Annotated in this window: 7 protein-coding genes; 6 read left to right on the top strand and 1 reads right to left on the bottom strand. The window is 74.0% G+C overall.

The genetic code is table 11. The annotated features are described in order from the left end of the window. The first annotated feature begins 148 nt into the window (after nt 1–148). From MJ876_RS17515 to MJ876_RS17500, 4 genes are all read left to right on the top strand, one after another. Complete coding sequence (locus MJ876_RS17515) at nt 149–994, top strand: hypothetical protein (protein WP_240238342.1); 846 nt, start codon at nt 149–151, stop codon at nt 992–994. Next, nucleotides 991–1,839 carry a class I SAM-dependent methyltransferase gene (locus MJ876_RS17510; protein ID WP_240238340.1) on the top strand — a complete coding sequence of 283 codons (849 nt, stop codon included), beginning with the start codon at nt 991–993 and terminating at the stop codon, nt 1,837–1,839. Before MJ876_RS17515 ends, MJ876_RS17510 begins: the two co-directional genes overlap by 4 nt. A 73-nt stretch (nt 1,840–1,912) precedes the next feature. Continuing rightward, on the top strand, nt 1,913–7,636 hold the full coding sequence (locus tag MJ876_RS17505; protein ID WP_240238337.1) for a hypothetical protein: 5,724 nt from the start codon (nt 1,913–1,915) through the stop codon (nt 7,634–7,636). A gap of 106 nt (nt 7,637–7,742) precedes the next feature. Then, nucleotides 7,743–8,999, top strand: coding sequence for a lipopolysaccharide biosynthesis protein (locus MJ876_RS17500; protein ID WP_240238335.1), 1,257 nt, complete (start codon nt 7,743–7,745; stop codon nt 8,997–8,999). 21 nt (nt 9,000–9,020) lie between these two features. Here MJ876_RS17500 and polA read toward each other — a convergent pair whose 3' ends face one another. Continuing rightward, nucleotides 9,021–11,729, bottom strand: coding sequence for a DNA polymerase I (polA, locus tag MJ876_RS17495; RefSeq protein ID WP_240238332.1), 2,709 nt, complete (start codon nt 11,727–11,729; stop codon nt 9,021–9,023). Between the two features lie 66 nt (nt 11,730–11,795). Between polA and MJ876_RS17490 the strand changes: the two genes are divergently transcribed. Continuing rightward, complete coding sequence (locus MJ876_RS17490; RefSeq protein WP_240238330.1) at nt 11,796–12,566, top strand: DUF554 domain-containing protein; 771 nt, start codon at nt 11,796–11,798, stop codon at nt 12,564–12,566. 201 nt (nt 12,567–12,767) lie between these two features. After that, complete coding sequence (locus MJ876_RS17485) at nt 12,768–14,126, top strand: branched-chain amino acid ABC transporter permease (RefSeq protein ID WP_240238328.1); 1,359 nt, start codon at nt 12,768–12,770, stop codon at nt 14,124–14,126. The last annotated feature ends 8 nt before the right edge of the window (nt 14,127–14,134 follow it).

The raw sequence follows: 14,134 nt of genomic DNA, 5'->3' as shown, positions 1-14,134 counted from the left end.
AGGCTGGTCCCGATCGAGAGATGGGCCTGGGCTCCGCTTCGGTCCGCGGGCACAGCAGGCTCAGCGCACGTCAAGACTACGCGCAGCCTCCGGCACCGTCCAACCTGAGGGTCCCGGGGGATCGGAGCCTGCGGACTAGTCTGCCGACATGGCCCTGCCCGACCTGGTGACCCTCCCCTTCCGGCTCGGCGTGGCCGCCACCCGGACCACCCTCGTGCTGGGCACGCTGACGCACCCGGACGGTCCGGTCCGGCGCCCCGGCGGGTACGCCGACATGGTCCGCGGCCTGATCGGCGAGGGCGGCACGTCGGAGCGCGTCAACGAGCTCCTGGCCGACGACGCCGCCGTGATGCGGATCGTGCGGACCCTCGACTCCGTCTTCGCCGCGGACCGTCCGCTCGGTCGGATGCTGCGGCGCGGCGGCACCCTCGACCGCCTGCTCGACGAGGACGGCCCGGTGCTGCGCCTGGCCGAGCCGGGCGGCGTGCTGGACCGCCTCTCCGCGGAGAACGGGCCCCTCGACCGGCTGATGGCGCCGGGTGGCGCGGTCGACCGGCTCACCCAGCCCGACGGGACCATCGACCGGCTGCTGGCCCCGGGCGGCCCGGTCGAGCGCCTCATCGACGGTGACGGCTTCGTGGACCGCCTGCTGGCGCCGAACGGGGTCCTGGACCGGCTGACCCGCGACGACGGGGTGCTCGAGCGCGTGCTGGCGCCCGGCGGCCTCGTCGAGCGGATGCTCGTGGAGGACGGCTTCGTCGAGACCCTGGTCGCCGACGGCGGCACCCTCGACCGCCTGGTGGCGCTGGGGCCCGCCCTGGAGGCCGTCGAGCCCCGGCTGCGCGAGCTGGCCGCGGTCATCCCGTCGCTGGCCGAGACGGCCGACAGCCTGCACCGCGCGGTCGGCCCCCTGGGCGACCTCGCCACGCGCCTTCCCGGCGGGCCGCGGCGCCGTGCCCTCGGGTCGTCGTCCTCGGGCGGCGCGAGCGAGTGACGGGCCGACCCATCCGGGTGGAGCGGCGACCCGTCGACGAGCGGGAGTCGCGGGAGGCCAACGGGCCCGACTGGGACGCCTACGCCGACGAGTACCAGGCCACCCACGGCGACTACCTCGGTGACGTGGGGTTCCTCTGGGGCCCCGAGGGCCTCACCGAGGCCGAGGCCGGCGCGCTGGGCGACGTCCGCGGCCTGGACGTCCTCGAGGTCGGCAGCGGAGCCGGCCAGTGCTCGCGGTGGGTGAGCGCCCAGGGCGGGCGCGGCGTCGGCCTCGACCTCTCCCACCGACAGCTGCAGCACTCGCGGCGCCTCGACGACGCCACCGGGATCACCGTGCCGGCGGTCCGGGGCACCGCGACGGCGCTGCCCTTCGCGGACGCCGCGTTCGACGTCGTCTTCTGCTCCTTCGGGGCCCTGCAGTTCGTCGCCGACATCGAGGACGCGCTGGCGGAGACCGCGCGGGTGCTGCGCCCGGGGGGCCGCTTCGCGTTCTCGATCACCCACCCCACCCGGTGGTCCTTCCCGGACGACCCGGACTCCCCCGGCCTGACGGCGACGTCGTCGTACTGGGACCGGACGCCCTACGTCGAGGTGGACGACGCCACCGACACCGTGGCGTACGTCGAGCACCACCGCACCCTCGGCGACTGGGTGCGGCTGCTCCACGCGCACGGCTTCGTGCTCGTCGACCTCCTCGAGCCGCGCTGGCCGGACCAGCACGACCGCACCTGGGGCGGATGGTCCCGTCTCCGGGGAGTCCTCATCCCGGGCACCGCCCTCTTCGTGGCCGATCTCGCGACCCGTGCCGACGACGACCGGCACCGGATCGGACGGATTTCCTGAAAACCGCACAAACCTTGGTTGTGCCAACAATACTCCGGTTCCACAGGTATCCCCGTGTGCCCCTGGAGCTCGGATGTCCCGTCACAGCACGCCCCGCCGCATCGTCCACGCGGCGGTGGTCCTCAGCACCGCCGCCGCCCTCTCGCTGATCGCCCCGCCCACGTCGGGCGCGGCCACGGCGGGCCCGGCCACCCCGACCCTGGCGGGCCTGGCCGCCGCTCCCCTGCCCGCGCCGTACAGCGGCGACGCCCACGGCGACGTCGTCCGCTTCCGGTCCGGGCTGGGGGGCGCCGGCCTGGCCGACCTGTTCGTCGGTCACGCCCGCGCCGTCGTCAACAGCACGACGGCCACACCGGTCCGCGCGACCAGCAGCAACGTCGAGGCCGGCCTCGCGGGAGGCAGCGTGAGCCCCGACTCGCAGGTCGCGACCGCACCGCCGCCGTCCGACCCGCCGCCGCGCCGGCTCGCCGCCGTCAACCTCAGCCCGGTCGCGAACGCCGGTGTCATCGAGGGCGACGTGGGGGCGTCGTACGTGAGCGCCAACCAGTGCGTGGCGGCCGTGAACGGCGTGCGGCCGCTCGGGACCTCGCGCACCACGCTCGCCGGCCTCGACCTGGTGAGCGTGCTCGGCCTGACCAGCGTCCTGTCGGTGGGAGCCTCGGAGACCACGGGCACGACGTCGCTCGTCGACCGGCCCGACGGCACCTCGGCGATGGTGTCGCGGGCGACCACGTCCGTCGGCGACGTCCGTGTCCTCGGCGGCGCCGCCAATGGCGGCGTCACGGTCGAGGTCGTCCGGCCCGTCTCGCTGACCGCCCGCTCCGACGGCTCCACCGGCACCGTGGACGTCCAGAGCTCGGTGGTCCGGGTGCGCCGGGCCAACGGCACCGTCACGGAGATCGCCGCGAACGGCACGCCGGTGCCGATCGCCGTCACCCTGCCCGGCGCGAGCGTGACCCTCCGTGTCGCCGCGTTCTCCCCCCGCGACACCAGCACCGGGTCCCGGGCGGTGGGCGACCTCGACGCCGTCGTCGGCATCGACCTCACCGTGAGCACCGCCCTCGCCGGGCGGCTCGTCGACGTCGACCTCGACCTCGGCCGCCTCTCCGTCAGCGCCGACGCCCCGACCGGTGGCGTCGACTGCGACCCCGGCGCCCGCGACCCCGACGGCGACGGCCTGACCAACGACGAGGAGGGGGAGCTCGGGACGGACCCCCAGGACCCGGACTCCGACGACGACGGCCTCACCGACGGCCGTGAGGTCGACCTGGGCACCGACCCGGTCGACCCCGACACCGACGGCGGCGGGGTCCTCGACGGCCCGGAGGTCGACCGCGGCACCGACCCGCTCGACGCCGGTGACGACCAGCCGGTCGTCGACACCGACCCCGACCGCGACGGCCTCACGAACGACGAGGAGGAGGGGCTCGGCACCGACCCGGACGACGCCGACACCGACGACGACGGACTGACGGACGGCGACGAGGTCGACCTGGGCACCGATCCCCTCGACCCCGACACCGACGACGGCGGCGTGCTCGACGGGCCCGAGGTCGACCGTGGCAGCGACCCGCTGGACCGGACCGACGACTTCCCGATCGTCGACACCGACCCGGACCGCGACGGTCTGAGCAACGACGAGGAGGCCGGCCTCGGCACCGACCCCCAGGACGCCGACTCCGACGACGACGGCCTCACCGACGGTCGCGAGGTCGACCTGGGCACCGACCCGCTCGACCCCGACACCGACGGCGGCGGCGTCCTCGACGGACCCGAGGTCGACCGCGGCACCGACCCCCTCGACGCCGGCGACGACCAGCCGGTCGTCGACACCGACCCCGACAACGACGGCCTCAGCAACGACGAGGAGGCCGACCAGGGCACCGACCCCGAGGACCCGGACTCCGACGACGACGGCCTCACCGACGGCCGCGAGGTCGACCTCGGGACCGACCCCCTCGACCCCGACACCGACGACGGCGGCGTCCTCGACGGCCCGGAGGTCGACCGCGGCACCGACCCGCTGGACGGCACCGACGACTTCCCGGTCGTCGACACCGACCCCGACAACGACGGCCTGACCAACGACGAGGAGGCCGGGCTCGGCACCGACCCCCAGGACCCGGACTCCGACGACGACGGCCTCACCGACGGCCGCGAGGTCGACCTCGGGACCGACCCCCTCGACCCCGACACCGACGACGGCGGCGTGCTGGACGGACCCGAGGTCGACCGCGGCACCGACCCGCTCGACGCCGGCGACGACGCGACCCCGATCGACGACGACCCGGACGGTGACGGTCTGAGCAACGAGGAGGAGGCCGGGCTGGGCACCGACCCCCAGGACGCCGACACCGACGACGACGGGCTGACCGACGGCGTCGAGGTGGACTCCGGCACCGACCCGCTCGACCCCGACACCGACGGCGGAGGCGTCAGCGACGGCGCCGAGGTCGACCGGGGCACCGACCCGCTCGACGCCGGCGACGACCTCCCGGTCGTCGACACCGATCCCGACGGCGACGGTCTGAGCAACGAGGAGGAGGCCGGGCTGGGCACCGACCCCGACGACGCGGACTCCGACGACGACGGGCTGACCGACGGCGTCGAGGTCGACCTGGGCACCGACCCGCTCGACCCGGACACCGACGGCGGAGGCGTCCTCGACGGCCCGGAGGTCGACCGCGGCACCGACCCGCTCGACGCCGGCGACGACCAGCCGGTCGTCGACACAGACCCCGACAACGACGGCCTCACGAACGACGAGGAGGCCGACCTCGGCACCGACCCCGACGACGCGGACTCCGACGACGACGGCCTCACCGACGGCGTCGAGGTGGACTCCGGCACCGACCCGCTCGACCCCGACACCGACGACGGCGGCGTCAGCGACGGCGCCGAGGTCGACCGCGGCACCGACCCGCTCGACCGGAACGACGACCTCCCGGTCGTCGACACCGATCCCGACGGCGACGGCCTGAGCAACGACGAGGAGGCCGACCTCGGCACCGACCCCGACGACGCGGACTCCGACGACGACGGGCTCAGCGACGGCCGCGAGGTCGGCCTCGGGACCGACCCGCTCGACCCGGACACCGACGACGGCGGCGTCAGTGACGGCGCCGAGGTCGACCGGGGCACCGACCCGCTCGACGGCACCGACGACCAGCCGGTCGCCGACGACGACGCCGACAACGACGGCCTCACCGACGACGAGGAGGCCGACCTGGGCACCGACCCCGACGACGCCGACTCCGACGACGACGGCCTCACCGACGGCGTCGAGGTGGAGCTGGGCACCGACCCGCTCGACGCCGACACCGACGACGGCGGCGTCAGCGACGGCGACGAGGTCGACCGCGGCACCGACCCGCTCGACGACACCGACGACCAGCCGGTCGTCGACGACGACGCCGACAACGACGGCCTCACCGACGACGAGGAGGCCGAGCTCGGCACTGACCCCGAGGACGCCGACACCGACGACGACGGACTGAACGACGGCGACGAGGTCGACGCCGGCACCGACCCGACGGCCCCCGACACCGACAACGACGGCCTGTCGGACGGCGACGAGGTCGAGCGTGGGACGGACCCGCTGGACGCGGACACCGACGACGGTGGCGCGCTGGACGGCGCCGAGGTCGAGCAGGGCACCGACCCGCTCGACGGGACCGACGACTTCCCCGTGGTCGACGGCGACCCCGACGGCGACGGCCTCAGCAACGACGAGGAGGCCGGCCTGGGGACCGACCCCCAGGACGCCGACACCGACGACGACGGGCTGACCGACGGCGTCGAGGTCGACCTCGGCACCGACCCGCTCGACCCCGACACCGACGGCGGCGGCGTCCTCGACGGCCCGGAGGTCGACCGCGGCAGCGACCCCCTCGACGACACCGACGACCAGCCGGTCGTCGACACCGACCCCGACGGCGACGGCCTGTCGAACGACGAGGAAGCCGACCTCGGCACCGACCCGGACGACGCCGACTCCGACGACGACGGGCTGACCGACGGCCGCGAGGTCGGCCTGGGCACCGACCCGCTCGACCCGGACACCGACGACGGCGGGGTCGGCGACGGCGCCGAGGTCGACCGGGGCAGCAACCCCCTCGACGGCACCGACGACGAGGAGGTGGTCGACGGCGACCCCGACGGTGACGGACTGTCGAACGCCGAGGAGGCCGGGCTCGGGACCGACCCCGACGACGCCGACTCCGACGACGACGGCCTCACCGACGGCGTCGAGGTGGGTCTCGGCACCGACCCGCTCGACCCCGACACCGACGACGGCGGCGTCCTGGACGGCGCCGAGGTCGACCGCGGCAGCGACCCGCTCGACGGCACCGACGACCAGCCGGTCCTCGACGACGACGCGGACAACGACGGGCTGACCGACGACGAGGAGGCCGAGCTCGGCACCGACCCCGAGGACGCCGACTCCGACGACGACGGGCTCACCGACGGCCGTGAGGTCGGCCTGGGGACGGACCCGCTGGACGCGGACACCGACAACGGCGGCGTCCTCGACGGCGCCGAGGTCGACCGCGGGACCGACCCGCTCGACGGCACCGACGACCTGCCGGCCGTCGAGGTCGACTCGGACGACGACGGGCTCACCGACTCCGAGGAGGCCGCACTCGGGACCGACCCGGACGACCCCGACACCGACGGGGGCGGCGTCCTCGACGGAGCCGAGGTGGAGCGCGGCACGGACCCGCTCGACCCGACGGACGACTTCCCGACGTCCGACGCGGACGGCGACGGCGACGGGCTGACCGACGCGCAGGAGGAGCGCCTGGGCACCGACCCCGACGACAGCGACTCCGACGACGACGGCCTCTCCGACGGCCAGGAGGTGCTCGAGTACGACACCGACCCGCTGGCGGCGGACACCGACGGCGGCGGGGTGGACGACGGCACGGAGGTGGGCGCGGGCACCGACCCGAACGACCCGGCCGACGACGTGCCGCCGACCGGCGACTCCGACGGTGACGGCCTCACCGACGAGGAGGAGGCGGAGCTCGGGACGAACCCCGACGACGCCGACACCGACGACGACGGCCTGGCCGACGGCGCCGAGGTCGACCTCGGGACCGACCCGCTGGACCTCGACACCGACGGCGGCGGCGTCAGCGACGGGGCCGAGGTGGAGCGGGGCACCGACCCGCTCGACGGCACCGACGACCTGCCCCCGCCGGCCGACAGTGACGGCGACGGGCTGACCGACGCCGAGGAGGCCCAGCTGGGCACCGACCCGGACGACCCGGACACCGACGACGACGGCCTGAGCGACGGCCGCGAGGTGAACCAGTCGCCGGGCTCCTGCGCCTCGGGGACCGACCCGCTGAAGGCGGACACCGACGGCGACCGCCTGAGCGACGGCCAGGAGGTCCGTGGCGTGACGATCACCCAGAAGGTGATCCGCGCCGGGGGCAGGACGTCCCGGATCGGCACGGTCCGCACCGACCCGTGTCGCCGCGACACCGACCGGGACGGCATCGCCGACCGGGTCGAGGTCACGGGCTACGCGATCAACCAGAGGATCCAGGTCCGTGGTGGGAGCTACGTCGTGGGCAAGCGGCGCAGCGACCCCACCCGGAAGGACACCGACGGGGACTCGCTGACCGACAAGCAGGAGAGGACCGGCAGCAGGAACACGAAGTTCGACAGGCGGAGGACCGACCCGACCAACTACGACACCGACCGGGGCAAGGTCGGCGACGGCCAGGAGATCCGGAAGGGCTCCGACCCGACGAGCGCCCGCTCGACGCCGAAGAACCCCCGCCGCTGACGCCGGTCACGAGGCCGACGGCCGACCGGACCGGGTGCTGCATCCCCGGCCGGTCGGCCGTCGTCCTCGTGGGCGCCCCTCCTAGGCTCGGCCCCGTGAGCGCGACGTGAACGCGGGCGGTGGCCTGCGCCGGCTGCTGCGGGGCGGCGCCGGCGTGGCGGTGGCCATGGCCGTCCTCAACCTGACGACCTACGGCTTCACGATCCTCGCGGCGCGCGCCCTGGGTCCCGCGGAGTACAGCGCCGTGGCCGCCCTGATGGGGCTCCTCCTGGTGATCAACGTGGTATCGCTCGGCCTGCAGGCCACCGGCGCCCGGCAGGTCGCCGCTGCGCCGGAGGCACGGGAGGCGATCGAGGCCCGCATCCTGCGCGCCGGCCGGCGCTCGGGGCTCGCGCTGGCCCTCGTGTGCCTCGCGCTCGCGCCGGTGGTCACGATCGTGCTCGACCTCACCTCCCCGCTGGCCGCAGTGTTCGTCGCCCTCGCGGCGGCGCCGCTCAGCATGATGGGCGCGCAGGCCGGGGTGTTCCAGGGCGAGGAGGACTGGGGTCCGCTGTCGGCGATCTACGTCGCCGCGGGCACCGGACGACTGGTGCTCGGCGGGCTGGGCCTGCTGCTGCTCGGCGACGCGACGGGAGCGATGGCCGGCGTCGCCGTCGGCGCGGTCGTCCCGGTCCTCGTCGGGGCCCGGGTGCTCCGGCGCCGTCGTACCGCCCCGGCTCCGCCCTCGTCCACGCGCGTGGTGCTGCGCGAGGTGGGCCACAACTCCCACGCCCTGCTGGCGTTCTTCGCCCTGTCCAACGTCGACGTCGTCCTGGCCCGGGTGGTCCTCGACGCCGAGAACGCCGGGCTGTACGCCGGGGGCCTCATCCTCACCAAGGCAGTGCTGTTCCTGCCGCAGTTCGTCGTGGTCGTGGCCTTCCCACGCATGGCCTCCGGGGCCGACCGCACCCGTGCCACCCGCCTGTCCCTGCTGGCGACCGCCGTCATCGGTGCCGTGGCCACGGCCGGCGCCGCGCTGCTGAGCGGGCTCGCCGTCGTGTTCGTCGGCGGCGCGGCCTACCGCGAGATCGAGCCGCTGGTCTGGGTCTTCGCCGCGGTGGGGACGCTGCTGGCGATGATCCAGATCCTCGTCTACCAGGTGGTCGCCGACCAGCACCGTCGTGCGGTGCTGGTGCTCTGGGCGGGCATGGCCGCCCTGCTCGCCGCGGCCCCGGTCGCGACGACCGAGCCGCGCCTGCTGGCGGCCGTCGCCGCCGTCGACGTGCTCGTGCTGGTCGGGCTGCTCGTGGCCACCCGCACCCGGCGCGACGAGGCGGCAGCACCGGTCCCCGGCGTCCGCGACCTCACCGAGAACGCGGGCTGACCGAACGGTCCCGGCGCGCTCTCAGTGCGCGGCCTCGTGCCAGCTCGCTCCGGTGCCGACCGACACGTCCAGCGGGACCGCGAGGTCCGCGGCCCCGGCCATCTGCTCGCGCACCAGCGCCTCCAGGGCCTCGGACTCCCCCGGTGCCACCTCGAGGACCAGCTCGTCGTGGACCTGCAGCAGCATCCGCGAGGCCAGGCCGGCCTCCCGCAGCGCGGCGTCCACCCGCAGCATGGCGACCTTGATCAGGTCGGCCGCCGAGCCCTGGATGGGGGCGTTGAGCGCCATGCGCTCGGCCATCTCGCGGCGCTGCCGGTTGTCGCTGGTGAGGTCGGGCAGGTAGCGACGGCGGCCCAGGATCGTCTCCGTGAACCCGCTGCGGCGCGCCTCGTCGACGACCCCGGAGAGGTAGTCGCGGATGCCGCCGAAGGTCTCGAAGTACTCGTCCATGAGGCCACGGGCCTCGGAGGTGTCGATGCGCAGCTGCTGCGACAGGCCGTAGGCCGACAGGCCGTAGGCCAGGCCGTAGTTCATCGCCTTGATCTTGGCGCGCATCTCCTGCGTCACCGCCCCGGCGTCCACGCCGAACACCCGCGCGGCCGTCACCGAGTGGAAGTCGTGGCCGGACCGGAACGCCTCGATCAGGCCGGCGTCCTCGGACAGGTGCGCCATGATGCGCATCTCGATCTGCGAGTAGTCGGCCGTCATCAGGGTGTCGTAGCCGGAGCCGACCACGAAGGCCTCGCGGATGCGGCGGCCCGCCTCCGTGCGGACGGGGATGTTCTGGAGGTTGGGGTCGGTGCTGGAGAGGCGTCCGGTGGCGGCGATGAGCTGGTTGAACGTCGTGTGGATGCGACCGTCCTCCGCGACCGTCTTGAGCAGGCCCTCGACGGTCTGGCGCAGGCGGATGACGTCGCGGTGCGCCAGCAGGTGCTCGAGGAACGGGTGCGGCTCCTTCTCCTGCAGCGTCTTCAGCGCGTCGGCGTCGGTGGTGTAGCCCGTCTTGGTCCGCTTCGTCTTCGGCATGTTCAGCTCGTCGAACAGCACCGTCTGCAGCTGCTTGGGCGAGCCCAGGTTGATCTCGCGCCCGATGACGTCGTACGCCGCCTGCGCCTGCTCGCGGACGCCCTCGCCGAAATGCGACTCGAGACCCTCCAGCAGCTCGACGTCGGCGGCGATGCCCACCTGCTCCATGCGGGCCAGGACGTCGATCAGCGGCAGCTCGACGTCGGCGAGGAGCCGGGTGCCCCCGCGCTCCTCGAGCTCGTCGTCGAGGGCGGCGGCGAGGTCGAGCACCGCCCGGGCGTGCAGCATCGAGGCCTCCGCGGCCTCGCTCGCCTCCTCGCCGTCGACGTCGAGGGCCAGCTGCCCGTCGTCCGTCACGCCCTGCTTGAGCTCGCGCTTGAGGTAGCGCACCACGAGGTCGGCCAGGTCGTAGGAGCGCTGGTCGGGCCGGGCCAGGTAGGCGGACAGCGCGGTGTCGCGCTCGAGACCGCCCAACGGCCAGCCGCGGGCGGCCAGGGCGAGCATCGGGCCCTTCGCGTCGTGGAGCACCACTGGCACCGCGGGGTCGGCGAGCCAGGCGGCCAGGGCCGCGTCGTCCTCCGGGTCGAGGGTGACCACGTCCACGTGCGCGGCCGCGCCCTCGGCGGTGGCCAGCGCGAGACCCGTCACCTCCCCTGTCCCGCGGCCCCAGGTGCCCTCCACGATCAGCCCGGTGCGCTCCCCCAACTGCGCGTGCGTGTCGAGCCACGCCGCGACCTCGCCGGCGCCCAGCCGGGTGCCGGCGAGGTCGAACCCGGAGTCGTCGATCTCCTCCGCCGACGTCAGCGTCTCGAACAGCCGGTCGCGCAGCACCCGGAACTCGAGGCTGTCGAACACGGTGTGCACCGCCTGGCGGTCCCAGGGGCGCATGGCCAGCTGGCTCGGGGCCTGCTCGAGGTCGAGGTCGGTCACCAGGGCGTTGAGCGAGCGGTTGCGCATCACCTGGTCGAGGTGCGCGCGGAGCGACTCCCCCTTCTTGCCCGTGATCTCGTCGGCGCGGGCGATCACGTTGTCGAGGCCGTCGTAGGCGTTGATCCACTTGGCCGCGAACCCCTGACCCACCCCCGGGACGCCGGGCAGGTTGTCGGAGGTCTCCCCCACCAGGGCCGCGAGCTCCGGGTAGCGGCCCGGCGGCACGCCGTACCGCTCCTCGACGGCGGCGGGCGTCATGCGCTTCATCTCCGACACCCCGCGCATCGGGTAGATGACGGTGGTGTGCTCGTCGACGAGCTGGAACGAGTCGCGGTCACCCGTGCAGATCAGCACCTCGAAGTCGTCCGCGCGGGCCTGGGTGGCCAAGGTGCCAATGACGTCGTCCGCCTCGAAGCCCGGCTTCTCCAGGTACGGGACGTTCAGCGCGTCCAGGACCTCCTTGATCAGCGACACCTGACCGTTGAACTCCGAGGGCGACGCGGACCGGTTCGCCTTGTAGTCGGAGTACGCCTCCGAGCGGAACGTCTGGCGGGAGACGTCGAACGCGACGGCGAGGTGCGTCGGCTCCTCGTCGCGGAGCACGTTGATGAGCATCGAGGTGAAGCCGTAGACCGCGTTGGTGTGCTGGCCCGTCGTGGTCGAGAAGTTCTCGACGGGCAGCGCGAAGAACGCCCGGTACGCCAGCGAGTGCCCGTCGACGAGGAGCAGCCGAGGACGGGGGACGGCAGGGCCGGAGGTCACGGTCGGGCTCACGTGGCGACTCTGCCACAGGACACCGACACCCCTCCGCGGGCGCCGGGGGCCGCGGAGGGTGCCACGATGGCGCCCGTGTTCCCCGGGGTCGGCACGCTCGTCAACGTCCTCGCCGTGCTCCTCGGCTCGGCCGTCGGGGCACTCGCCGGCGACCGGTTGCCGGAGCGCACCCGGACCGTCGTGACCGACGGCCTCGGGCTGGTCACGCTGCTCATCGCCGCGTCGTCCGCGGTGGCCGTCACGGACCCGGCGCTGGCGCGGGCCGTGGGTGGCTCCGCGCCCATGCTGATCGTGCTCGGAGCGATCCTGCTCGGGGGCATCACCGGGTCGCTGCTGCGGCTCGAGGACCGGCTCGAGGACCTCGGAGCCCTGCTGCAGCGGGTGCTCGTCCGCCGCGGACCCGCGGGAGGCGGCGCGCCCGACGAGGCCCGGGTGCGCTTCGTCCAGGGGTTCGTCGTCTCGTCGCTGGTCTTCTGCGTCGGTCCTCTCACCATCCTGGGCTCGGTGGAGGAGGGACTCGGGGGCGGCCCCGAGCAGCTGCTGCTGAAGTCCGCGCTCGACCTGTTCGCGTCGATCGCGTTCGCCGCGGCCTTCGGCTGGGGCGTCGCGGCGTCCGTGGTGTCGCTCGTCGTCGTCCAGGGAGGACTGACGCTCCTGGGCGCCACGCTCGGCGACGTCGTCCCCGACGCCCAGCTCGCGGCGATGACCGCCACGGGGGGTCTGCTGCTGATCGGGGTCGCCCTGCGACTGCTCGACCTGAAGCAGGTCAAGGTGGCCGACCTGCTGCCCTCGCTGCTGGTCGCGCCCTTGCTCGTGTGGGCCGTCTCGTCGTTCTGAGGCCGGCGCCGGGGGGCTCCGCGGCCCCGAAGGTCACAACTCGCAAACACCGCCTTCCCGCGCGGTGATCCGGGCAGATCCGGCGCTAGAGTCCCGTCTGCCCATGCCGCCCACCACCCCTCGGGCGACGATACGGAGGAACCCTTGCGCTCCCTACTGTTCCGGCCTCCTCGCCACCTCCTCGGGGCGGTCGGAGTCCTCGTGATCGCGGTGCTCGCCCTGCTCGCGCCCGCCGCCGCGGCCACCGCGTCGAGTCCTGCCGCACCGCTCACCACCGCGGACGCCGGTAGCGTCTGCCAGGCCCCGGAGCGTGACGAGTCCGACCCGTCGATCTACATCGTGGGGTGCCTGCGGGACCTGCGCGAGGAGCCGCCCGCACCCGTCCCCGGCGTGGGCATCACGCTGAGCGACGCAGAGGGCAACGAGCTCGCCCAGGCCGAGTCCGACGAGAACGGCGCCTTCGCGGTCGCCATCCCCGGCGACCCCATCAGCGCCCTCGGCAAGGACTACACCGTCGCCGTCGACGAGGACACGCTCCCGGAGGGCTCAGGGCTGCGGAACCCCGACGACGTCGAGCAGACGATCACCGTCAACACCGACTCCGACCAGTCCGTGGCGTTCCCGATCGGCGACCCCCTGCCGGGCTCCGCGGGCGGCCTCACCCTCGCGCTCCAGCTCACCGTGGGCGGCCTGGTCTTCTCGTCGCTGCTGGCCATGGCGGCCCTCGGCCTGTCGATGATCTTCGGCACCACCGGCCTCACGAACTTCTCCCACGGCGAGCTGATCACCTTCGGGGCGCTGGTCGCCTTCGCGGTCGACGGCCTCCCGGGCCAGATCTCGATCGGCGGGCTGAACATCACGGTGATCGTGGGCGTGATCGCGGCGTTCGTCGTCTCGGCCGCCTTCGGCTGGCTGAACGACGCGGCGCTGTGGAGGCCGCTGCGCAGGCGCGGCACCGGCATCATCGCGATGATGATCGTCAGCATCGGTCTGTCGATCTTCCTGCGCAACGTCTTCCAGTACTTCGCCGGCGCGCAGAGCCAGAACTACTCGCAGTACTCCGCCGTCACGCCGATCCAGGTCGGCCCGGTGCAGATCACGCTGAAGGAGATCGCGGTCTTCCTGGTCGCGGTCGCCGTGCTGCTCGCCACCACCGCGTTCCTGAAGTACACGCGCACCGGCAAGGCGACGCGCGCGGTCGCCGACAACCCGGCGCTGTCCGCCGCCACCGGCATCAACGTCGAGCGCGTCATCTCCATCGTGTGGATAGGTGGCGCCGCGCTCGCGGGCCTGGCGGGGGCGCTGCTCGGCGTCACGCAGGGCTTCGACTACCAGATCGGCTTCAAGCTGCTGCTGCTCGTCTTCGCGGCCGTCGTCCTCGGCGGTCTCGGCACCATCTGGGGCGCCATCGTCGGCGCCTTCATCATCGGCACGTTCACCGAGCTCACCACCCTGCTCGTCCCCGCGGAGTTCAAGTTCGTGGGCGCGCTGCTGGTGCTGATCCTGGTGCTGCTGGTCCGACCGCAGGGCCTGCTGGGCCGCGCGCAGCGGGTCGGCTGAGGAAAGGG

Origin of the sequence: Nocardioides sp. CFH 31398 (genome assembly GCF_022436705.1) — a bacterium.
In the GTDB taxonomy this organism is placed as follows: Bacteria; Actinomycetota; Actinomycetes; order Propionibacteriales; family Nocardioidaceae; genus Nocardioides.
The sequence above is the reverse complement of the archived record's forward strand: the minus strand, read 5'-3'. Positions and strand labels throughout refer to the sequence as shown.

Coding starts and splice junctions, on each gene's coding strand:
- MJ876_RS17515 (WP_240238342.1), top strand. CDS start 149: ATGGCCCTGCCCGACCTGGTGACCCTCCCCTTCCGGCTCGGCGTGGCC.
- MJ876_RS17490 (WP_240238330.1), top strand. CDS start 11,796: ATGGCGCCCGTGTTCCCCGGGGTCGGCACGCTCGTCAACGTCCTCGCC.
- MJ876_RS17505 (WP_240238337.1), top strand. CDS start 1,913: ATGTCCCGTCACAGCACGCCCCGCCGCATCGTCCACGCGGCGGTGGTC.